This is a genomic window from Vibrio sp. Vb2960 (assembly GCF_033337665.1).
GTDB classification, from domain to species: Bacteria; Pseudomonadota; Gammaproteobacteria; order Enterobacterales; family Vibrionaceae; genus Vibrio; species Vibrio alginolyticus.
In genome coordinates, this window is the sequence record NZ_JAWORD010000008.1 from 135,836 (window position 1) to 158,511 (window position 22,676).

21 protein-coding genes are annotated in these 22,676 nt (G+C 45.4%); 14 read left to right on the forward strand and 7 right to left on the reverse strand.

Going from position 1 to position 22,676, the window contains the following annotated elements:
* Positions 1 to 2 precede the first annotated feature (2 nt).
* The 7 genes from ribD to pgpA all read left to right on the forward strand — a co-directional run bounded on the left by ribD (position 3) and on the right by pgpA (position 5,824).
* The gene (gene ribD, locus R7O03_RS09200) at positions 3 to 1,130 is read left to right on the forward strand and encodes a bifunctional diaminohydroxyphosphoribosylaminopyrimidine deaminase/5-amino-6-(5-phosphoribosylamino)uracil reductase RibD (protein ID WP_285385684.1); all 1,128 of its coding nucleotides are present in this window, start codon (positions 3 to 5) and stop codon (positions 1,128 to 1,130) included.
* 8 nt (positions 1,131 to 1,138) lie between these two features.
* Entirely contained in the window at positions 1,139 to 1,792 is a 654-nt protein-coding gene (locus R7O03_RS09205) for a riboflavin synthase (RefSeq protein ID WP_005381574.1), read from the forward strand.
* Between the two features lie 173 nt (positions 1,793 to 1,965).
* The gene (ribBA, locus tag R7O03_RS09210; protein ID WP_005381573.1) at positions 1,966 to 3,075 is read left to right on the forward strand and encodes a bifunctional 3,4-dihydroxy-2-butanone-4-phosphate synthase/GTP cyclohydrolase II; all 1,110 of its coding nucleotides are present in this window, start codon (positions 1,966 to 1,968) and stop codon (positions 3,073 to 3,075) included.
* Positions 3,076 to 3,244: 169 nt separating this feature from the next.
* Complete coding sequence (ribE, locus tag R7O03_RS09215) at positions 3,245 to 3,715, forward strand: 6,7-dimethyl-8-ribityllumazine synthase (RefSeq protein ID WP_005381572.1); 471 nt, start codon at positions 3,245 to 3,247, stop codon at positions 3,713 to 3,715.
* Complete coding sequence (gene nusB / locus R7O03_RS09220; protein ID WP_005381571.1) at positions 3,715 to 4,182, forward strand: transcription antitermination factor NusB; 468 nt, start codon at positions 3,715 to 3,717, stop codon at positions 4,180 to 4,182. Before ribE ends, nusB begins: the two co-directional genes overlap by 1 nt.
* A 78-nt stretch (positions 4,183 to 4,260) precedes the next feature.
* Entirely contained in the window at positions 4,261 to 5,226 is a 966-nt protein-coding gene (gene thiL, locus R7O03_RS09225) for a thiamine-phosphate kinase (RefSeq protein ID WP_005381570.1), read from the forward strand.
* A gap of 91 nt (positions 5,227 to 5,317) precedes the next feature.
* Positions 5,318 to 5,824, forward strand: a complete 507-nt coding sequence (gene pgpA / locus R7O03_RS09230) for a phosphatidylglycerophosphatase A (protein WP_053350269.1) — start codon at positions 5,318 to 5,320, stop codon at positions 5,822 to 5,824.
* 47 nt (positions 5,825 to 5,871) lie between these two features.
* Here pgpA and dxs read toward each other — a convergent pair whose 3' ends face one another.
* Genes dxs through xseB form a run of 3 tightly spaced genes read right to left on the reverse strand, consistent with a single transcriptional unit; the run spans position 5,872 to position 8,906 of the window.
* Positions 5,872 to 7,737: a 1-deoxy-D-xylulose-5-phosphate synthase gene (gene dxs, locus R7O03_RS09235; protein ID WP_005383623.1), complete on the reverse strand. Its 1,866-nt coding sequence runs from the start codon at positions 7,735 to 7,737 to the stop codon at positions 5,872 to 5,874.
* Between the two features lie 20 nt (positions 7,738 to 7,757).
* Positions 7,758 to 8,642 carry a (2E,6E)-farnesyl diphosphate synthase gene (gene ispA / locus R7O03_RS09240; RefSeq protein ID WP_258453172.1) on the reverse strand — a complete coding sequence of 295 codons (885 nt, stop codon included), beginning with the start codon at positions 8,640 to 8,642 and terminating at the stop codon, positions 7,758 to 7,760.
* A 21-nt stretch (positions 8,643 to 8,663) separates the two neighbouring features.
* A complete protein-coding gene (gene xseB, locus R7O03_RS09245; protein ID WP_005381566.1) occupies positions 8,664 to 8,906 on the reverse strand; it encodes an exodeoxyribonuclease VII small subunit in 243 nt (80 codons plus the stop codon).
* A gap of 263 nt (positions 8,907 to 9,169) precedes the next feature.
* On the opposite strand from xseB, the gene pomA reads away from it, so the two are divergent.
* The 7 genes from pomA (at position 9,170) to rlmM (ending at position 16,064) form a co-directional block, all read left to right on the forward strand.
* On the forward strand, positions 9,170 to 9,931 hold the full coding sequence (pomA, locus tag R7O03_RS09250; RefSeq protein WP_005381564.1) for a flagellar motor protein PomA: 762 nt from the start codon (positions 9,170 to 9,172) through the stop codon (positions 9,929 to 9,931).
* A gap of 14 nt (positions 9,932 to 9,945) precedes the next feature.
* Positions 9,946 to 10,893 carry a flagellar motor protein MotB gene (locus R7O03_RS09255; RefSeq protein WP_042521210.1) on the forward strand — a complete coding sequence of 316 codons (948 nt, stop codon included), beginning with the start codon at positions 9,946 to 9,948 and terminating at the stop codon, positions 10,891 to 10,893.
* A 211-nt stretch (positions 10,894 to 11,104) separates the two neighbouring features.
* Positions 11,105 to 12,553: a tRNA uracil 4-sulfurtransferase ThiI gene (thiI, locus tag R7O03_RS09260; protein ID WP_318131676.1), complete on the forward strand. Its 1,449-nt coding sequence runs from the start codon at positions 11,105 to 11,107 to the stop codon at positions 12,551 to 12,553.
* A gap of 510 nt (positions 12,554 to 13,063) precedes the next feature.
* A complete protein-coding gene (locus tag R7O03_RS09265) occupies positions 13,064 to 13,984 on the forward strand; it encodes a transcriptional regulator GcvA (protein ID WP_005383616.1) in 921 nt (306 codons plus the stop codon).
* A complete protein-coding gene (locus R7O03_RS09270) occupies positions 13,965 to 14,588 on the forward strand; it encodes an alpha/beta fold hydrolase (RefSeq protein ID WP_005383614.1) in 624 nt (207 codons plus the stop codon). Before R7O03_RS09265 ends, R7O03_RS09270 begins: the two co-directional genes overlap by 20 nt.
* Positions 14,578 to 14,976, forward strand: coding sequence for a DUF423 domain-containing protein (locus R7O03_RS09275; RefSeq protein WP_042521214.1), 399 nt, complete (start codon positions 14,578 to 14,580; stop codon positions 14,974 to 14,976). The genes R7O03_RS09270 and R7O03_RS09275 overlap by 11 nt, the downstream gene beginning before the upstream one ends.
* Complete coding sequence (rlmM, locus tag R7O03_RS09280) at positions 14,973 to 16,064, forward strand: 23S rRNA (cytidine(2498)-2'-O)-methyltransferase RlmM (RefSeq protein ID WP_017820611.1); 1,092 nt, start codon at positions 14,973 to 14,975, stop codon at positions 16,062 to 16,064. The genes R7O03_RS09275 and rlmM overlap by 4 nt, the downstream gene beginning before the upstream one ends.
* A 109-nt stretch (positions 16,065 to 16,173) precedes the next feature.
* Here rlmM and xni read toward each other — a convergent pair whose 3' ends face one another.
* The 4 genes from xni to R7O03_RS09300 all read right to left on the reverse strand — a co-directional run bounded on the left by xni (position 16,174) and on the right by R7O03_RS09300 (position 22,629).
* Positions 16,174 to 16,956 carry a flap endonuclease Xni gene (gene xni, locus R7O03_RS09285; protein WP_005381982.1) on the reverse strand — a complete coding sequence of 261 codons (783 nt, stop codon included), beginning with the start codon at positions 16,954 to 16,956 and terminating at the stop codon, positions 16,174 to 16,176.
* Between the two features lie 58 nt (positions 16,957 to 17,014).
* Complete coding sequence (gene ppnN, locus R7O03_RS09290) at positions 17,015 to 18,391, reverse strand: nucleotide 5'-monophosphate nucleosidase PpnN (RefSeq protein WP_005383611.1); 1,377 nt, start codon at positions 18,389 to 18,391, stop codon at positions 17,015 to 17,017.
* A 291-nt stretch (positions 18,392 to 18,682) separates the two neighbouring features.
* Positions 18,683 to 20,248 carry a sensor domain-containing diguanylate cyclase gene (locus R7O03_RS09295; protein WP_005381978.1) on the reverse strand — a complete coding sequence of 522 codons (1,566 nt, stop codon included), beginning with the start codon at positions 20,246 to 20,248 and terminating at the stop codon, positions 18,683 to 18,685.
* Between the two features lie 98 nt (positions 20,249 to 20,346).
* On the reverse strand, positions 20,347 to 22,629 hold the full coding sequence (locus R7O03_RS09300; RefSeq protein WP_017635678.1) for a tetratricopeptide repeat protein: 2,283 nt from the start codon (positions 22,627 to 22,629) through the stop codon (positions 20,347 to 20,349).
* Positions 22,630 to 22,676 lie beyond the last annotated feature (47 nt).

A 22,676-nucleotide genomic window follows, 5' to 3' on the forward strand; every position in this document is an offset into this window, starting at 1 on the left:
TCATGACTCAACACACTCCTGAAAGAGCGTTTTCTGATTTAGATTTCGCCATGATGTCACGAGCTATTAAGTTAGCGAAACGTGGCATTTACACCACCGCCCCTAATCCAAATGTAGGGTGTGTCATCGTTCGTGATGAAGAAATTGTCGGTGAAGGCTATCACCATCGTGCTGGTGAGCCGCATGCCGAAGTGCACGCGATGCGCATGGCGGGTGAAAAAGCAGCTGGTGCAACCGCTTATGTGACGCTAGAACCTTGCTCTCATTACGGCCGTACACCGCCATGTGCCGAAGGGCTGATTAAAGCCAAAGTGGCACGTGTGGTTTGCGCCATGGTAGACCCAAACCCGAAAGTTGCAGGTCGCGGCATCCAGATGTTACGTGATGCCGGAATTGAAGTACAAATCGGCTTGTTAGAGCAAGATGCCCTTGCCCTTAACCCTGGTTTTATAAAGTACATGCGCACAGGCATGCCGTTTGTTCAATTAAAAATGGCAGCCAGTTTGGATGGGCAAAGCGCACTCAATAATGGTCAGAGCCAATGGATCACCTCCCCAGCGGCCCGCCAAGATGTGCAGCGTTATCGAGCAATGAGTGGTGGCATTCTTTCTACTAGCAAAACGGTGATTGATGACAATGCATCACTCAACGTGCGCTGGGATGACTTACCTAATAGTGTTCAAGCGCAGTATTTACAAGAAGAGCTTCGTCAACCAGTACGTGTAATCTTAGATCGTCAGAACCATTTAACTGATGCGCTCAAGCTGTTCCATACCGATGGAGAGCGAGTTATTGTTCGCTCTGATGGAGACTGTATCCCTCTATTGGACAGCGCTGACCAAATTGACTTATCAACGACATTAAAACGTATCTCTGATGAGCACCATATCAATCACTTATGGGTTGAAGCTGGAGCTACGCTAGCGAGTGCGATGATAAAGGCTAACCTTGTAGATGAGCTCATTGTTTACCTTGCGCCAAAACTCATGGGCAGCGATGGTCGGGGGCTTATCGGTGCTTTAGGGTTAAGCGCTATGGCTGACGTCATAGATTTAAACATTACAGACGTTCGTATGGTTGGGGTAGACATTCGCATCACCGCCACCATAAAACGCAATGAAATTAGATAAGAAATAGTATGTTTACAGGAATAGTAGAAGCAGTTGGCAAGTTAGCTGCGATTACGCCGAAGGGCGAAGACATCACCGTCACGGTTGAAACGGGTACGCTTGATATGTCAGACGTTAAGTTAGGCGATAGCATTGCGACCAATGGTGTTTGCTTAACGGTAGTTGACTTCGGAAGCCACTATTACAGTGCTGATCTGTCATTAGAAACCTTGAAGAAAACTGGGTTTGCTGAATACCAAGTAGGCGATAAGGTGAACCTAGAAAAAGCCATGTTGCCAACAACGCGATTGGGTGGACATATCGTTTCTGGCCATGTCGATGGGGTTGGTGAAATTGTCGAACGCAATTCAGTTGGCCGTGCGATAGAGTTTTGGGTTGCAATGCCTGCGGAAATTAGCAAGTACGTTGCAGAGAAAGGCTCGATTACTGTTGATGGTATTAGCCTAACCGTCAACGACTTACGTAAAAATGCTTTTAAGCTGACGATCGTTCCTCATACGAGTGAAGAAACTACGATTGACCAGTTTCAAGTGGGGCGCAAAGTCAACTTAGAAGTTGATGTACTTGCGCGTTATATGGAGCGTTTACTGCAAGGACAACAAGAAGATAAGGCCGAGTCTCGTATCACGATGGACTTTTTACAGCAAAACGGTTTTGCATAAGTCTTGGGAGTGGCTGCGTGAGGCATGCGATAAAGAGCAGACTCACAGAACACCGCGAGATTCATTGACTTGCTTAATGCAAAGCTCAAACTATTGACCTAACTAGCATTCACTGCAACGTAATTTTTCATTGCTGTCGCAATAACAAATTTAGAATAACGGGATAACAGACTATGCCAATCAGTACGCCACAAGAAATTATTGATGATATTCGCGCAGGCAAAATGGTCATCCTAATGGATGATGAAGACCGCGAGAATGAAGGTGACTTGATCATGGCTGCCGAGCATATTACGCCGGAAGCCATCAACTTTATGGCAACCTATGGCCGTGGCCTGATTTGTTTAACCATGACCAAAGATCGTTGCGAAAGTCTAGGTCTGCCACCAATGGTGCAAGACAATAATGCGCAATACACCACCAACTTTACTGTTTCGATTGAGGCAGCAGAAGGGGTAACGACTGGTATTTCAGCCGCAGATCGCGCACGTACCGTTCAAGCAGCAGTCGCGCCAAACGCTAAAGCTGCGGATTTGGTGCAGCCTGGTCACATCTTCCCTCTCGCAGCTCAAGACGGCGGTGTACTGACTCGCGCAGGTCACACTGAAGCTGGCTGTGATTTGGCTCGTCTTGCTGGTTTAGAGCCAGCATCGGTGATTGTTGAGATCTTAAATGACGACGGCACGATGGCTCGTCGCCCAGATCTAGAGATCTTTGCAGAGAAGCACGGTATTAAATTGGGCACTATTGCCGACCTAATTGAGTACCGCAATAACACTGAGACAACGATTGAACGTGTGGCAGAGTGCAAGTTACCGACAGAGTTTGGCGAGTTCACGTTAGTCACGTACAAAGACACCATTGATAACCAAGTGCACTACGCAATGTGCAAGGGCGATTTGAAAGAAAAAGCGCCACTGGTTCGCGTTCATCTTCAAGACGTTTTTACCGACTTACTACGTAGCGATCGTAATGCAGAGCGCAGCTGGACACTAGATAAGGCAATGAAACGCATTGGTGAAGAGGGCGGTGTACTGGTTGTTCTTGGCCATGAAGAATCGACCGATCTACTTATTCATCGCGTGAAGATGTTCGAAGCGCAAGACAAAGGTGAAGCACCAACGCTTGCTAAAAAACAAGGCACGTCTCGCCGTGTTGGCGTTGGTTCACAGATTCTTGCGGATCTCGGTGTACATGATATGCGTCTTCTGTCATCGACCAACAAAAAGTACCACGCGTTAGGTGGTTTTGGTCTGAACGTTGTTGAGTACGTCTGCGAGTAACAACCGAACAATAAGTTCCTAGTCTTTGACGTGCTTAACTCGTCAATGGCTAGGAACCAGTGATTTGCCTCCAATTTCCATTAGATATTGCTCACAAATTTGTGCTAGAATCCGGCGATTCTCACTTGATGAACATATTTCACTTATAAATAGAGTTAAAGGAAAGCTTATGAAAGTGATCGAGGGTGGCTTCCCAGCGCCAAATGCAAAAATTGCTATCGTTATTTCTCGTTTCAACAGTTTTATTAACGAAAGCCTACTTTCTGGTGCGATCGATACACTAAAGCGTCACGGACAAGTAAGCGAAGACAACATCACGGTTGTGCGTTGTCCAGGTGCCGTAGAACTACCTCTAGTAGCTCAGCGTGTTGCTAAAACTGGCAAATTCGACGCTATTGTTTCTCTAGGGTCTGTTATTCGCGGTGGAACGCCTCACTTTGACTATGTTTGTAGTGAAATGAACAAAGGTCTAGCACAAGTGTCTATGGAATTCAGCATTCCAGTAGCATTTGGTGTTTTGACTGTTGATACGATCGATCAAGCGATTGAACGCGCAGGAACCAAGGCTGGTAATAAAGGTGCAGAGGCTGCACTAAGCGCACTTGAAATGATTAATGTACTATCTGAAATTGATTCCTAATGGGGGCCAGTGTGAAACCAGCCGCACGTCGTAACGCACGTCAATTCGCTCTACAGGCGATCTACTCATGGCAAATTACTAAAGAGAATGTTGCCAAGATTGAAGAACAGTTTTTGTCTGGCGACAAATACGATGAAGAAGAACTTCATGCATCTGAGCCAGCGCTTGCTGCTCCAGAGACAGACGTAGCTTACTTCCGTGAACTATTAAGCGGTGTTGTACTTAGCCACGCTGAGCTAGATAGCAAAATTCGTCCATACATCTCTCGTCCTATGCAGGATTTAGATATGATGGAACTTGCTCTTCTTCGCCTTGCTATGTACGAGATGACTCGTCGCGAAGATGTTCCTTACAAAGTTGTTATCAATGAAGCGATTGAACTTGCAAAAGTTTTCGCAGCAGAAGATAGCCACAAGTTTGTGAATGGTGTACTTGATAAAGCAGCACCTCACATTCGTAAGAAATAACAATTTCTTCAATGAAAAGGTCAGCACATGCTGACCTTTTTTGTATCAAAAGCTTTTACATCAAAAAGTAAGTGAATTATGTCTGGTGAATTTAATCTGATAGACAAGTATTTCGTCGGTCGTCAGAGCCAACGTAAAGATGTCCATCTAGCCGCTGGTGATGATTGCGCTTTGGTCAAAGCGCCAGCTAATGTTCAGATTGCGATTAGCACGGATACATTGGTAGCTGGAACGCATTTCTTAGCCGACGCGAACCCAGCATGGGTCGCACACAAAGCATTGGCTTCTAACATCAGTGATTTGGCTGCGATGGGCGCAACGCCTGCGTGGGTGAGCTTCGCATTAACGATGCCTGAACCAGATGAAGAATGGCTTGCACCTTTCTGTGATGCATTTTTCGAACTGGCTGATTACTATGGTATTCAGTTAATAGGCGGTGATACCACCAAAGGGCCATTGTGTCTGACACTCACGGTGCAAGGTTTTGTACCTGAAGACAAAGCGCTCACGCGATCCGGCGCAAAGCCTGGGGATTGGGTATACGTAACGGGAAACCTTGGCGATGCAAAAGCTGGCTTGGATGTGATTCTAGATGACTCTCTGCGCAGCAGAGCCGGCGCGGAAGCACTAGAGCGAGCTCATTACCTTAGTTCTCCGCGTGTGCTTGCTGGACAAGCTCTTGTTGGCTTAGCCTCTTCGGCGATAGATATTTCAGATGGTTTAATCTCTGATATTAAGCATATTTTACAGCGATCTCAGGTTGGGGTGAGCATTGATGTCTCTCAGCTACCGATCTCTTCAGAATTAGTCCAGTTTTTAGATGATAAGATCAGCGCGCAGCAGTATGCTTTAGCAAGTGGCGAAGAATACGAGTTGTGTTTTACCGTGCCGGAGCAAAATCGAGGCTCGTTACAAAGTGCTTTATCTCATACTGGATGTAAGGTCACATGTATTGGTCAAATCCGACCAAATGGAACCTTCGAGCTGCATGATAACAATCAACCACTTGATTGGGACTTAAGTGGCTTCGACCACTTTAAATGATCTGAGCTAAGCTCTAGCCAAGAGCCTGTTACTATTGAGTAACTCGCAGGCATGACGATTGAAACCAAACTAGCAGTATAGGTTTAAGGATATGACCAACCCTCTTTCTCTGATTTCATTAAAGAACCCGTGGCATCTATTGGCGACGGGTTTTGGCAGTGGATTATCCCCGTTTATCCCTGGAACAATGGGCACACTGGCGGCCGTGCCTTTATTTTTGTTGTTGGCACAATTACCATTTACGGCGTATGTCATTGTTGTTCTGATTTCGTGTGTGATCGGCATTCAAATATGCCAAGTGACGTCTGCAGACATGAAGGTGCATGATCATGGTTCAATCGTATGGGATGAGTTTGCGGGCTTTTGGATTACGATGAGCATTGTACCTGCGCTGAATATTCCACTCACTGAATGGAAGTGGTTGATCACTGGCTTCATCTTGTTTCGTTTTTTCGATATGGTAAAACCTTGGCCAATTGGGTGGCTAGATAAGCGAGTTCACGGTGGGCTGGGTATTATGGTTGATGATATCGTGGCGGGAGTTATGGCCGGTGTTGCCCTGTTTCTAGTCGCAAAATATGCGGGCTGGATGAATTAAACGTTGACCGTAAAAAAAGGGATGCTATGAGCATCCCTTTTTACATTCTATTTTGCTAAATAATCCAAGATGGATTTTTCAATTCCTTTTGCATCGAGACCAAGCTCTTCATGCAGTTCATCTTGTGTTCCCTGATGAATAAACTCATCTGGTAAACCTAGGTTCAACACAGGTTTAATGATTTTATCTTTCATCATGAACTCAACGACACCAGCACCAGCACCACCCGCGATAACATTTTCTTCTAACGTCACGAGCACGTCATGATCTGCGGCTAATTGACGAATTAATGCTTCATCGAGCGGCTTCACAAAGCGCATATCAGCAACAGTGGCGTTAAGGTATTCTGCCGCTTCTAGCGCGTTACCCAAGAAAGTACCAAAGTTCAGAATAGCAACTTTTTCACCTTGGCGAACCATGCGCCCTTTACCGATTTCTAACGCCGTAAACTCAGTTTCGATTTCTACGCCCATGCCGCTACCACGAGGGTATCGAACCGCACTCGGGCCAGAATGCTTATGGCCAGTGTAAAGCATTTGTCGACATTCGTTTTCGTCACTTGGCGCCATGATCACCATGTTCGGAATACAGCGCATAAAGCTCAAATCGAACGCACCTTGGTGAGTTTGACCATCTGCGCCAACGAGACCTGCGCGGTCGATCGCAAACATCACTGGTAAGTCCATGATCGCGATGTCGTGGATCAATTGGTCATAACCACGTTGCAAGAAAGTCGAATAGATAGCAACGATTGGATGATCGCCCGCAATTGCCATGCCTGTTGCCAGTGTTACAGCGTGCTGCTCAGCAATCGCCACATCAAAGTATTGGTCTGGGTACTCTTTTGAGAAACGCACCATACCCGAGCCTTCGCGCATCGCTGGCGTAATTGCCATTAGCTTAGGATCTTGGGCCGCCATGTCACATAAAAAATCACCAAAGATCTTTGAATAAGTCGGCTTACCGCCACTGCTCTTCGGCAGACAATTATGCGTTGGATCGAATTTAGGAACACCATGGTAGCCGATAGGATCTTTCTCGGCCGGCTCATAACCTTTGCCTTTCTTGGTCATGATGTGTAGGAACTGAGGGCCTTTGAGCTCACGCATATTTTTCAGCGTTTTGACGAGTTCATTGACGTCGTGTCCATCAATCGGGCCAATGTAATTAAAGCCGAACTCTTCGAACAGAGTACCAGGCACTACCATGCCTTTTAGGTGCTCTTCCGTACGGCGAACCAACTCTTTAATAGGTGGGACACCAGACAGCACTTTCTTGCCGCCTTCACGGATAGAAGTGTACAAGCTGCCAGAAAGTACTTTCGCAAGGTGGTTATTCAGGGCGCCGACGTTTTCTGAAATCGACATTTCGTTGTCGTTCAAAATCACCAACATATCAGGATGAACGTCGCCAGCGTGGTTCATGGCTTCGAATGCCATGCCTGCTGTAATTGCGCCATCACCAATCACACTGACGATTTTGCGACCTTTACCTTCTTTTTGTGCGCTGATGGCCATGCCAAGACCTGCACTAATCGATGTCGAAGAGTGGCCGACAGATAAGGTGTCATATTCACTTTCTTCACGCCAAGGGAAAGGGTGTAGACCATCCTTTTGGCGAATTGTTGGCATTTTATCGCGACGTCCGGTGAGGATTTTATGCGGGTAAGCCTGATGACCAACATCCCAGATCAATTTGTCGATAGGGGTGTTGTAAACATAATGCAGAGCGACAGTTAGCTCCACGGTGCCTAAGCCAGACGCTAAGTGTCCGCTAGATTGGCTCACTGAATTTAGCAGATACGTTCGCAGTTCATCACACAGATTTGGTAATGTTTCTTTCGGAAGAAGACGTAATTCTTCCGGTGTATTTGCTAACGCCAGTGTTGGGTACTTTGAAATATCAAGAGTCATATAAATGCGCGCTTATAGTGTTAATTTTTGCGCTCGATGACATATCGGGCGAACTCTTCGAGTAACTGAGTATTGTATGGGATAGCTTCCAATGCTTGAAGTGCTTCCTGTAACAGAGTGTGAGCTTTCTCTATGGCTCCCTCTAAACCCAGCAGGGAAGGATAAGTGCTCTTATTCAGACCTTGGTCGGAACCTTGAGGCTTACCCAGTGTTTCTGTGTCACTGATGATATCAAGAATATCGTCTTGAACCTGAAACGCCAAACCAATTGCTTTTGAGTAGCGCTCCAAGTGAGGTAGAACCTCGATACCTTTCTCACCAGCAGCTAATGCACCTAATTTTACCGCACAATCAATCAGAGCTCCGGTTTTTTTACGGTGTATCTCTTCCATTTCTTCAAGAGAAACTTGGCGATTTTCCGCGCCTAAATCTAAGGCTTGCCCTACACACATGCCGCTGGCACCAGAGGAATGCGCTAAGGCTTTGATCATATTGATGCGTTGAGCTTCTGCCGCCGAGCTTAATTGACCATCAGCAATAATAGTGAAGGCAAGAGTTTGTAGTGCATCACCTGTCAGTATTGCGGTTGCTTCATCAAACTTAATATGACAAGTTGGTTGACCTCGACGCAGTTCATCATCGTCCATGGCTGGCAGATCATCATGAATGAGTGAGTAGGCATGTATACATTCGATAGCAGCGGCGGGGGTGTCTAAGTCTTCAGGTTTACAGCCGAGCATTTGACCTGTGATGTAAACAAGAAAAGGGCGAACGCGTTTCCCACCTAGCAAAAGGCCGTATTTCATTGCTTGAATCAATGGCTGCTCTTGATATGGAAGCTGATCGAGCCACAAATTCAATTGCTGATTGTTTCTTTGTTGAAAAGACGTCAATGTCTGTTGCATCACATTGCTCACTACTGATTGTTATTCTGAATCTGGTTTGAAGTCACTCAGTGGTGCTTCATCATCTTCACTAAGAAGAATGCTCACGCGCTGTTCGGCGTCGCTTAATTTAGTTTGGCCTGCACGAGCTAAGGCAATGCCTCGTTCAAACTTACGCAGGGCATCATCTAGAGCAAGATCGCCATTTTCTAATTGATCAACCAAGCTATCAAGCTCTTCAATGGTTGCTTCAAAGGTCATGTTTTCTGGTTTCTTGACCGCCATCTTTTTTCTGCCTTAATCAAGCCTCGGGTAAGATGCACGAAAGTTACCTTAGCCTAGTAACTTGGTCAAATTTAACCTTATATAATTGTCACAAAATTAGCGTTCAACGAGTCTAAGCGATGAAACCCCATATTTTGGTTGAGGTTGTTAAGTGTAATTTGTGATCCATTAGCTAAGATTTTTCTAAAAATTCTGCGCGAGTTGTCGATACAGGTAATAATCCGCCCAATGGCAGTATTTGAGTATAGCGTGAGGAGTGCTTTGTGGATTTAGCAACCCTATTAGGTTTGATTGGTGGTTTTGCATTCGTCATTATGGCGATGGTGCTTGGTGGCAGCATCGGCATGTTTGTCGATGTCACGTCGATCCTTATTGTCGTTGGTGGCTCAATATTCGTCGTGTTGATGAAGTTCACAATGGGACAGTTTTTTGGTGCGACAAAGATTGCTGGCAAAGCCTTCATGTTTAAAGCGGATGAACCCGAAGACCTGATCGCAAAAATTGTGGAAATGGCCGACGCGGCGCGTAAAGGTGGTTTTCTTGCTCTTGAAGAGATGGAAATAAACAACACATTCATGCAGAAAGGCATTGATCTACTGGTTGATGGCCATGATGCCGACGTTGTGAGAGCGGCACTCAAAAAAGACATCGCGCTTACGGATGAACGACATACGCAAGGTACTGGCGTATTTCGCGCCTTTGGCGACGTTGCTCCTGCGATGGGAATGATTGGCACCTTGGTTGGTCTTGTTGCGATGCTTTCAAACATGGATGACCCTAAAGCGATTGGACCAGCAATGGCCGTTGCACTCTTGACCACATTGTATGGCGCGATCCTGTCCAATATGGTGTTTTTCCCTATTGCGGATAAGCTTTCTCTTCGCCGTGACCAAGAAACGCTAAATCGCCGTTTGATCATGGATGGCGTATTAGCGATTCAAGATGGCCAAAACCCGCGAGTGATCGATAGTTACTTGAAGAACTACCTCAATGAAGGTAAACGTGCCCTTGAGATTGACGAGTAACTTGGAGAGTCGTGATGGATGATGAAGATAACAAATGCGATTGTCCGCCACCTGGCCTCCCGTTATGGATGGGGACATTCGCAGATTTGATGTCGCTACTGATGTGTTTCTTTGTTCTTCTGCTCTCGTTTTCTGAGATGGATGTACTGAAGTTCAAACAAATTGCAGGATCAATGAAATTTGCCTTCGGTGTGCAAAATCAGCTTGAAGTGAAAGACATTCCCAAAGGTACTAGCATTATTGCCCAAGAGTTTCGACCGGGTCGGCCGGAACCAACTCCGATTGATGTCATCATGCAGCAAACCATGGATATTACTCAGCAGACGCTCGAATTTCATGAAGGGGAGTCTGATCGAGCTGGTGGCACAAAACGTGATGAAGGCAAGTTAACGGGTGGGCAATCGCCAGAAACGTCAACTCAAAACAATGAGTCTGCCGAAGCGGACATGCAACAACAGCAATCTAAAGAGATGTCGCAAGAGATGGAGACCTTGATGGAAAGCATCAAGAAAGCCTTAGAGCGAGAGATTGAGCAAGGCGCCATTGAAGTTGAAAACCTCGGTCAGCAGATTGTTATACGTATGCGTGAAAAAGGTGCATTCCCAGAAGGTTCGGCCTTCTTGCAGCCTAAGTTTCGTCCTTTAGTTCGTCAGATTGCAGAGCTAGTAAAAGACGTGCCAGGCATTGTTCGAGTATCTGGCCATACAGACAATCGACCGCTAGACTCGGAACTTTATCGTTCTAACTGGGATCTCTCTTCTCAGCGTGCAGTATCAGTCGCGCAAGAGATGGAGAAAGTGAGAGGCTTCTCTCATCAACGTTTGAGAGTGCGGGGTATGGCGGATACGGAGCCCTTGTTACCGAATGATTCTGATGAAAATCGTGCGCTTAACCGACGGGTTGAAATCAGCATTATGCAAGGCGAGCCTCTCTACAGTGAAGAAGTGCCAGTAATTCAATAACTAGGCTTTAGTTTTAAGTCAGTAAAGAGATAAGAAAGCGAGCAGATTGCTCGCTTTTTTTGTTTTTCCAATCCGCTTGGGTGTATAATCTTGCGCCTTAAAAGTGAGCTCAGACTACTTTTTGTGACTGAAACGCGGTTTTACTGCGTATGAAGTATTGAAGTTGAGTGTCACTCTTTGTTGATTGCGAAACTAACCTGCGAATTAGACTATGAAATTTATTGTAAAGCCCCATCCAGAAATTTTTGTAAAAAGTGAATCTGTGCGCAAGCGCTTCACAAAGATTTTAGAGTGCAACATTCGTAACATCATTAAGAGCCGCACGGAGTCTGTCGCGGTATTTAACCGTCGTGATCACATTGAAGTGACCTCTGAGAGTAACGAATTCCACGCTGAAGTTCTTGAGGTTTTGACTCATACACCAGGTATTCACCACGTACTGGAAGTGAAGCAAACTGAATTTAAAGACTTGCACGATATCTTCGAGCAAGTACTAGAACTCAACCGTGCTGCACTCGAAAATAAAACCTTTGTTGTACGTGCGAAGCGTCGTGGCAAGCATGACTTTACCTCTATTGAACTAGAGCGTTATGTAGGCGGTGGTTTAAATCAAGCGATTGAAAGCGCTAGTGTTAAGCTACGAAACCCAGACGTGACGATCAAGGTAGAAGTCTCGAACGACAAGCTAAACCAAGTATTGTCTCGTCATAAAGGCCTAGGTGGTTTCCCTCTGGGTACGCAAGAAGACGTGTTAAGCCTGATCTCGGGTGGTTTCGATTCTGGTGTTTCAAGCTATCTTCATATCAAGCGTGGTTCAAAAGTACATTACTGCTTCTTTAACTTAGGTGGTCCAGCACACGAAATCGGCGTTAAGCAGGTTTCTCACTACCTATGGAACAAATACGGTTCTTCAACAAAAGTACGTTTTATCTCAGTTGATTTCGAGCCTGTGGTTGCGGAAATCCTAGAGAAAGTCGATGACGGCCAAATGGGCGTGATCTTGAAGCGTATGTTTATGCGTGCAGCAGGCATGATCGCTCAGAAGATGAAGATCGAAGCATTGGTAACAGGTGAAGCACTAGGTCAAGTATCGAGCCAAACGCTAACCAATCTACGCCACATCGATAACGTAACTGACACGCTGATTCTGCGTCCACTTATCAACTGGGATAAAGAAGACATCATCAATCTAGCACGTGAAATCGGCACAGAAGATTTCGCCAAGACAATGCCAGAATACTGTGGTGTTATCTCTAAGAAGCCAACCGTGAAAGCGGTGAAAGGCAAGCTAGAAGCTGAAGAAGAGAAATTCGACTTTAGTATCCTTGAGCAAGTGGTTCAAGAAGCTCGCATGATGGACATTCGTGATATCGCGAAAGAGTCTGAGCAAGCCGCACCAGAAGTAGAGCAAGTTCAAGCGGTAGAAGAGCACGCGGTTGTGCTAGATATTCGTAGTCCTGAAGAGGAAGACGATAACCCACTTGAAATCGAAGGTGTGGATGTGAAACATATCCCTTTCTACAAGCTGGGTACACAGTTTGGTGACTTAGACCAGTCTAAGACATACCTACTTTACTGTGACCGCGGTGTGATGAGCCGTCTGCAAGCGCTTTACTTGCAAGAGCAAGGCTTCAGCAACGTAAAAGTTTACCGTCCATAGCTGACTGATAAAATACGTTAAAAGGCGCAAATTGAGACATCAATTTGCGCCTTTTTTGTTTTTGATCGCGTTACAGACAACCATTACTTAGCATAATGTTGAGGCTTATCGCAAAGCCATACACTTTGTGTTGATATAACGATAATTAATCCGAAAGAAGAGTAATAAAGTGATATTGCTGCCAGATATGCGGATGAGATTTTTGATAGATAAAAAAACACCGCCTAATTTAGGCGGTGTAACAAATTTGACAGACAGGTCAAAAATAAATACAGGAAGTATATGTTTTGTCACAGGGAGTGTGGACAAAACATTATGGTAGAAATCTACCTAACTCGAAATACGAGTTTGCAAACACAACATCGCAACAACGAAGCCAATTGATTTCCAAAGAAATCAAGCCGTTCAGGCCCGTGTTGCGGGGTGAAATATAGAATTTATCTGGCTGTTCGACAACGGACATTTTATAATGTTTCAGATTAAAAAAACTAATCCTATTAGAGGTCCCATATGTCTCGCAGATTGCCTCCATTAAATTCGCTTCGAGTCTTCGAAGCGGCTGCTCGTCATCTCAGTTTTACACGAGCAGCAGAAGAGTTATTTGTTACTCAAGCCGCGGTCAGTCACCAGATTAAAGCGCTTGAAGAGTTCTTATCATTGAAGCTCTTCCGTCGACGTAATCGTTCTTTGTTGTTAACAGAAGAAGGCCAAAGTTACTTTCTCGATATCAAAGATATTTTCACCTCGATTGCGGAAGCGACAGATAAGGTGTTGGAACGTAGCGAAAAAGGGGCATTGACGATTAGCCTACCGCCGAGTTTTGCTATCCAATGGCTTGTACCTCGTTTGGCCGATTTTAATGCTCAAGAGCCCGATATCGATGTACGTATTAAAGCCGTAGATATGGATGAAGGCTCACTGACTGATGATGTTGATGTGGCGATCTACTATGGCCGTGGGAACTGGCCAGGTTTGCGAGCAGATAAATTGTACCAAGAGTTTTTGATCCCACTTTGTTCACCTTCATTACTTTTGGGTAACAAACCATTAGAATCTTTAAGTGACCTCAAATTACATACTTTGTTACACGATACTTCGCGTAAAGACTGGAAGCAGTTTGCTCGTCATTACAACATTGAAGGCATCAACGTAAACCACGGTCCTATTTTTAGTCACTCAACGATGGTGCTACAGGCTGCTGCGCACGGTCAGGGGGTCGCGCTCGGTAACAACGTACTCGCCAAACCTGAAATGGAAGCCGGACGACTCATTGCACCATTCGACGAGGTGTTGATATCTAAGAATGCATTCTATGTGGTGTGTCATGAACAGCAGGCAGATATGGGCCGAATCGCAACGTTTAGAGATTGGATGTTAGCAACCGCGAGAAAAGAACAAGAGGAAGTATTGGATGAATCACTGGATAGCTGAGGGACCTGAAAACGGACCGCTGTTTATTTTTGCTCACGGCGCAGGTGCGGGGATGGAGCATGACTTCATGACAGCTGTCGCCAAAGGATTAGTGGAGCAAGGTATTCGTGTAGTGCGTTTTAATTTCCCTTACATGGTGAAACGTTCGGAAGATGGCAAAAAGCGTCCGCCCGATCGCGCGCCAAAGTTGCTCGAAGCATACAGCGAAGTGATCGCTCACTTTACTTCTTCTCCCGTGGTTATTGGTGGTAAGTCAATGGGCGGTCGTATGTCGAGCTTGTTGGCTGAAAATGAGCTGGTGGCGGGCATTGCCTGTTTAGGGTTTCCATTTCACCCGCCAGGAAAGCCAGAGAAATACAAAGGCGAGCACTTAGCAACCATTGAGAAACCTACGCTGATTCTGCAAGGGGAACGAGACACCTTTGGTAAGCGTGAGGAATTCGATGATTTCGTCCTTTCGTCACAAGTAACGGTGAGCTTTTTACCTGATGGTGACCACAGCTTCAAACCGCGCAAGATCTCAGGTCATACTGAAGTGGGTAACATTGCACTCGCGATAGAGCAGTTAGCGGCGTTTATAAAAGAGGTGTACAGTGAAAAGTAAGTGGTTACTCTCATTCTCTGCTCTGTCTGGGCTGATTTCGGTCGCTCTTGGAGCATTTGCTGCTCATGGGCTAAAAGCGACACTGGCCCCTTATTTGCTCGGTGTATTTGAGACCGGAGTTCTGTATCAATTTATTCATACGTTGGCGATTGTGTTTTGTGCCATTCTGCTTCTGCTCAATTTGGGACAAAAAGCACAAAAGTATTTTTTCATTGCGGCGATTTGCTTTATTATCGGCATCTTTTGTTTTAGCGGCAGTCTTTACGCGCTGGCGCTGACGGGCATTAAGTGGTTTGGGCCAATTACTCCTGTGGGAGGGTTGCTGTTCATGATTGGTTGGTGTCTGTTCTTTTTTGCTGCGTTCAATATCAAAGAGGTCTCCAAGTGAAACAACTAATGCTCTATTGCCGTTCTGGCTTTGAGAAAGAGTGTGCTGGTGAAATTCAGGACAAAGCGACACAGTTGGAAGTGTATGGCTTCCCTCGTGTGAAGAGAAACTCAGGTTATGTTGTCTTCGAGTGTTACCAAGATGGAGATGCCGACAAACTTGCGAGAGGTTTAGACTTTAAGTCTTTAATTTTTGCTCGACAAATGTTTGCGGTAGCAGCTGAGTTTCAATCGTTGCCAAGCGATGACCGCATTAGTCCAATTTTGAATGAACTAGCAGACATCGAAGCATTCCCTCGTTGTGGTGATTTGAGAATTGAAACGCCAGATACAAATGAAGCGAAAGAGCTACTGAAATTCTGCCGTAAGTTTACCGTCCCAATGCGTCAAGCGTTGCGTGGCAAAGGCTTAATGCTGAACAAAGATAACGCGAAAAAACCAGTACTGCACATTTGCTTTGTTGAGCCTGGCCACTGTTACGTTGGTTACTCTTACACTGACAACAACTCACAGTTCTTCATGGGTATCCCTCGCCTTAAATTCCCAGCAGACGCTCCAAGTCGTTCAACACTTAAACTGGAAGAAGCATTTCATGTCTTTATTCCACGTGAAGAGTGGGATGAGCGTTTGGCACCAGGTATGTGGGGTGTGGATTTAGGTGCATGTCCAGGCGGTTGGACGTACCAATTAGTGAAGCGCTCAATGTTCGTTCACTGCGTTGATAACGGCATGATGGCAGACAGTTTGATGGAAACGGGCCAGATCAAGCACCATATGGTGGATGGTTTTAAGTTCGAACCAGACCGTAAGAACGTAACATGGATTGTTTGTGACATGGTGGAAAAGCCAGCTCGTGTTGCTCACCTGATGGGACAGTGGCTGTTAAAAGGTTGGGCAAAAGAGGCTATCTTTAACCTTAAGCTGCCAATGAAAGGGCGTTATGACGAAGTGCTGCAAGACCTTGAAAATCTGAAGCAGTTCCTCATTGATAATAAGGTAAAGTTCAAGCTACAAGCTAAACATTTGTATCATGATCGTGAAGAGATCACGATTCATATCCAATGTCTGTCGAATATTTCACCTTACTAACTTTATTCCCCGAGTCTTTTGGGAATAGTGATTAGAATAGAAAAAGCGCCTTTAAATGGCGCTTTTTTAATATCTGCCGGATTTCATGGTGTGAAACTACCATCGGACACTACTCCGCTTTGTTTGGCCCTAAAAAGCGAATATCTTGCAAGTTAAAGCCTAGTTCTATATCGCACTTTAAAGCGGCGACGCGTTTACATAAACGAGCAGACTCAATGTGCTCATCCAATTTTTTACGGTATTTTGGTACGAGATCTTCACTAGCGTAGGCAGCTTCAATACTCTCAAACTGAGTGAGAATCTCTTTCGCTGCTTTCGGGCCAATTCCAGGTACGCCCGGAACCTGGCTAGAGCTTATCCCTGTTAATCCCCAGTAATCCGCTAGTTGACTTGGTTTTACGCCGAACTCTTTTTCGATAAATGGTTCATCTAACCAACGATGTTGGAAATAATCACGGATTTGTAGGGTAGGGGAAAGTAGCTGGCAGTAACCTTTGTCAGTCGAAACGATGGTGACTTTTTCACCATGGCTGGCCACTTTCGTTGCGAGTGTAGCAACCAAATCATCTGCTTCATCGCCTTCAGACAGCAATGAATCAATACCTTGCTCCCACCACGCTTGTTGAATCGCATCTAACCCTTGCAGTAGTGGCAGAGGCATTGGTTTTCGGTTTTGCTTATAGTCAGGGAGAATTTCAGCGCGCCAACCTCTGTCTTGTTCGTGGTGATCAAAAACTGCGATGATGTGTGTCGGGTTGGCCTCTGACAGAATGCGAGTGAGGGTTCTTTGCGTTGTGGTTATGGTTCTTGCTATGTCGGTTGGATCTGGTTGTGCTGAGTGCACTCGGCGGATCAGGTTTAGGGCATCAATGATAACAAGATGAATAGACATAATGACTTAGCAATAAAAAAGGGGCGTAATGCCCCTAGTGTAACGAATGCTAGCCTGACTATCGACCACCAATTTCCGGGTGAGCGATTCGATAACACGGTTCGTAGTCTGAACCGCCAGGTAATTTCATTCGGTGCTGTTCGACAAAGTCTTTTAGCAACTTATCGAGTTTTTTCATGAGGACTGCGTCGCCATGAATGGTGAAAGGCCCTCTACGTTCTATTTCTCGAATGCCTTCAGCCTTTACGTTACCTGCCACTATGCCAGAGAAGGCTTGACGCAAGTTGGCCGCTAAAACTTGCGGTTCTTGATCTAGGCTTAAATCCAATTGTTCCATCGACTCATGAGTAGGCTCGAATGGCAGTTGGAAGTTTGGCTCAATTTTCAATGACCAGTTAAAGCTGTACGCATCGCCTTTCTCTTTTCGGTGAAGGCGTACCGAGTCCATGGAGCGTTTCATAATACGAGCGACTTCTGCCGGGTCGTCAATGATGATCTCGTAGTGCTTTTGCCCTTCCTCACCAAGTGTGTCGCGAATGAACTCATCAATAGAGCGGAAGTACTCTTCACTCTCTTTTGGTCCTGTTAATACGATAGGCATAGGCTGATCGGCGTTATCCGGGTGCATCATGATGCCAAGAATGTACAGTAGCTCTTCCGCTGTGCCCGGGCCACCTGGGAAAATAACGATACCATGAGCCATACGGACGAAGGCTTCCAAGCGCTTTTCGATGTCGGGCATGATGACCAGTTCATTTACTATTGGGTTTGGTGGCTCGGCAGCAATAATCGAGGGTTCGGTTAAACCAAGATAACGCTGCTGAGTATAACGTTGCTTTGCGTGCCCAATTGCTGCACCTTTCATCGGCCCTTCCATTGCGCCAGGGCCGCAACCTGTACAGATGTTAAGTTCACGCAGGCCAAGTTCGTTACCCACTTCACGTGTGTACTGATACTCCACTCCATTGATAGAGTGACCACCCCAACATACGACAAGATTCGGTGCGATACCTGGAGTTAATGCTCTTGCATTACGAAGAATGCCGAACACGAGGTTCGTAATGTGAATTGGGTTAGTAAGGTTGAGCCGTTGGGCGTCTGCCAAATGCATGTTTACGTAAACGATGTCACGCAATACGGAGAACAGATGCTCTTGGATACCTTTAATTATTTCGCCGTCAACAAAAGCGTGCTCTGGCGGATTAGTCAACTCAAGCTTAATACCACGCTCACGACGCACGACGTTGACATCAAACGATTGGTATTTATCGAGCAGTTCTTTCGAGTTATCGGTATGGCTACCGGAGTTCAACACCGCTAATGTGCAATTACGGTACAGCTGATAAAGTTCACTCGAGGCTGTGTTCTTTAAGCGCTCTACTTCTAGTTGAGATAGCAAGTCCATGCTACCAGCGGGGCTTATATGGGTAATCATAACGCCTCCTTGTGTTGCATTAATTTGAGGGAAAGTACCAACTTACCTTTTTGGTGTTATACGTATGGTTTGATGAAAGGTAGTTGGCCGATTTGGTTTTATGGTTATCAACTCCCAAGCAACCTCAAGATGATACATTTGCCTTTTATAAATACATCATCTTGAAGTGACTTGGGTTTTTACAGCTTAGCAGACTAAAAGGGAAGAAATGTGATAACTCGTTGAAAATGGGTGGTTATAAAGCGTAGATTGCACCAAATTTGGTTTGTTTGCTCGCTTTTTGTACGAATCTTAGCTCCAGTTAAGCTGGTTTGTTCCACGTTTTTTAGCGTCCGCAAGCATCTTGCCAAGACGATCGAGCACATACTCTGGCGTATCGGACTCTTTGAAAGACGTCGATACAGCAGCTAAGGTAATCATGATATTTTGCTCACGGAACTTAAAGGGTAATTGGCTAATATCACGCTGGATATGCTTAATCAGATCCAGTGTGTATTCTTCAGATTGTTCCGGGACGAGTAGAATAAACTCCTCGCCACCAAAGCGAGCTACTGTTTCCGTTTCTGATACGCGCTTGTTAATAGTACGAGCGATGATCTTCAGCGCTTTATCGCCAGCCGTATAACCATAGCTATCATTCACCGCTTTGAAGTTGTCTACATCAAATAGCACAACACGAAGGTTTTGCTGAGAGCGAATCCAACGGCGATACTCTAGCTCTAGTCGATCGTTAAATGCAGTGCGGTTATAAACTTTAGTCAGCGGGTCGAGCAACATACGCTGAGCTTGGTCATCTAAGCGTCGACGATAATCTTGCGTAGTTTCAAATACCGCTTCGAGTTGGTTCTTACTGTAACTTAACCGCTCTTGCAGCGCTTGCTCTCGCTCTTCCGTCATTTTCAGTCGCTCTGTCAGCGACGCCATTTTTTCGAGAAGAGGCGTGATTTCTTTTTTCACAACCGCGATATCTTGAGCTTGATTAAGTGACTTTTGGCTTAATTCAACCAAGCTGTTCATTTCTGTGTTGAGCTCTTGGCGGTGTTCAAAGTAGGTATGATGCTGGTCGACGTTCTGATGAACGGTTTTTAGGTTACTTGCGAGAGAAGTGTTCAGCTGATCAAGGAATTGGCTAGACGCCTCGCGCTCGAACTTTGTTGCTTCGACAACCAATTTCAGCGTTGAGAGCGTAAGCTCAATGAGAGACTCGGCACTCACGCCAAGGAGCAACTTAGCGCGAATATCCAGCAATCTATCGCCTGATTCTCCCTCGAAATCCAGCTCTGTAATAGTATGTTGGAGGTCGCTGGCTAAGCACTCAAGCTGAGATCTGTCGGGATTGTTTTCAAATTCACTAAGATGTAGACGTGAATTAGACGTGATGATTTTCAGAGCGCGTTCGTAAATACTCAGTAGCTTAGTGGCTTGATCAGCTTTATTGCTGGCGTGAACTTCAGAGAAACTCATCAGGTTCCGTAGTTCACGTTTTAACTGCGCAGGTAAGCCCGTGACACGTTGCAGTGTTTCACCACTGTGCTTGATTTGTTCGTCAAGGTAACCGTTTTGTTTATCCATCGTCTTCGACTGCTGTTTGAGCATCCTCTCTAATACCGCTAAACGCGGGATAAGAGTGCTGATATCTTTTTGATGTTGCAGCTCTTGTTGGATTTCAAATAGGTAGTTGGATACCTGAGTATTCGAACCCTGGCAAGCTGAAGACAATGATGCCACAACGCGTTTAAGAACTTGTTGTTCACGTTTGAATTTGAGTGAAGTATCACGATGAGTCAGTCTGAGTTGGTCAAGTTGACAACTCAGCTGATGCAGCTGCGACTGAATATCGGATTCCAAGATTCCCATGAAGTGACTACGGTTAAGTCCATGTACTACTGACAATTATCTGATAATAACAAAAAACTTTATAGCGTCATTAGTTATTACGTTCAACAGGCGTTTAATTATCCATTTTTTAATATTTTCTTGATGTCGTCCTCATTCTTGTAGGACGAATGGATCTTGATCAGGCCTTGGCTAATGGCATGTTGACAGGCAGTTCTTATGTTACCTGTTGCAAAGCTAGCAGCTGGCGCATTATCGATGGCTTTTAAGAACACCCAGTGGCTTTGCTTATCCTTCAAGCTGACTTCTCGTGCTATGTGAGTCGCAAGCAACAACAGATCGAGTAATTCCTCATCGTTAATTGCAGTGTAGGCTCGGGGTAAGAACGGATAATCGCTGATGCCCATACGAATAATACGATTGACGTTGTGCTGCTGTGCGAACTCATCCACCCAAGTCTGGAATTTTTCGAACATGACTTCGGCAGAAGCATCACGGTCAGCGTTCGGCTCTATGTAGAGTAAGTTCGCATCTGAGAAATGGTAAAGACGCGACGGTTTTTCTATTTTTTCCGCAAGGAAGTCGCCAAATGCACGTTCTAGTTCTAGACCTGCCTTATAGCCGTTATGGACGTACATGCTTCGTAAGAATGGCAAATCGATCATAACAAAGCGTAGGCGATCATTAAGTGGTTCGTGGATCAATTCACCCATTTGCCATTGCTCGAAAGTTTCGCTCGACTTTTTCAATGAGCGAGAAAGCTTAACATTCAGCATACGCAAGTTACGTAAACGAGAGCGAGAGTGGGTGAAGAGGTCGTTACGCAGTTTTTCGATTTCACTTGCTTGGCGCTGCATAATGACACCACGGCGCATAATGAACAAAAACATGACCAAGACAGTAATAAACAATGCAAATGAGATTTTCTGGAATTTACGATGCTCTCTTTCCACTTGCTCTAAGCGTTCTGATTGACCGATGTAATGGATGGTTTGTTCGGCAAATTCTTTTTGCTGACGGAACGCATCCTCACTGATTTGGTTAAGCTGCTTTTGTTCTAGACGAACGAGGTTGGTGTATTTTTTATAAGCTTGCAGAGAAAGTTTGTATTCGCCTGCCTGCTCGTAACCCAACCCAAGTAAACGGTATGACTGCTGCTTAATGAAGTTGTTATTTTCAGGTGACTTTTCAGCAAGCGCTAACGCCAGCTTTGCATTAGTAATGACGTCTTTACTGTCATTTTGATGATAAGCCAGACCTGACTGAAGCAGGGCAGCCTTTGCTTCAAGCTTAGGAATATTGGTGTATTCTAAAAGCTCTTTAGAGCGGTCTAAGTACTGCTCTGCTAGCGCGTAGTTATAGAGTTGTAGGTAGGTAGCCGCCAAGCTTAAGCGAATTTTAATGATTCTATTGATGTTCTTACTGGTACTTTCATGGTCAAGCACGTTGAAGTAATGCACTAATGCAAGGTTAAACTTACCCTGATAAAAGTAGATGTCGCCCATTTGCTCTAGGACGTCCGCTAGGATCGGAGAGCTAGGGTAAGAGTCATAAAAATCTGCGGCTTGAGATAAGTATTCGATCGCTTTGTCGTACACTCGTCGCTCCTGGAAGAGCCTAGCCAAAAGGCGATTCACTTTTGCTAATCTTGCACCACTGTTACTTTCAATAGATTGCCAATAACCGTATAGCAGTTCTGACAAAGCCAAATTGTACTTCTTGCTATTGAGGTAAAACTCGCCGACGGCAGTGTAGTAGTCGATCAAGGCTAACTCAGAGCGGCTATCGTCAAGCATGGTCTTTGCTTCAGAGTACAAGTTTTCCGCTTTAATGATATCGCCACTATGTGAAGCGAGGAGTGCTCTTTGCATCACTAGTCGGTAGCGAACGCTGTCGGTGCGTTGTAATACGGCATCGGCTTCATCGAGCTGTTGTTCAATTTGGTTAAGCGTGTCTTCCGCTTTTGAGTAGTTTTCGTCGTACATCCAAATCATTTGGTTGCGCATCAGCTGGAGATCTAAGTCCATGTACGGCAATTGATATTCTTGCGCTAAGCGTTCCGCTTTATTTAGGTGCTCGATAGCCGAACGAACATTACCCATGGCGTAATCTGCCTGAGCGATAATCTTGTGCGCTTCGATGGTGCTGCTTGGTGTGCGAACGCTACGATCTGTTTCGTCGCGAGACATGGCCGAAGGGCTGTCACTTTCTTTGCGTTCTGTTAGTTCACGCTGTGACAAATAGTTGGTTGCCGCTTGTTTTGCTTGTGATGGCTCTATTTCCGCCAATTGTTGTGCTTCGTTGAGTAACGCGGACGATAAAATGGTAGCATGAAGTGGCTGTACAAACAGCAAGCAAAGAAAGCCAATCAACTTGAATAGACGCGAACTGTCCCAAAACATCCTTTCGTTCCCTCGAACTGTTTTTAGATATGGCGATAACGGCGAAA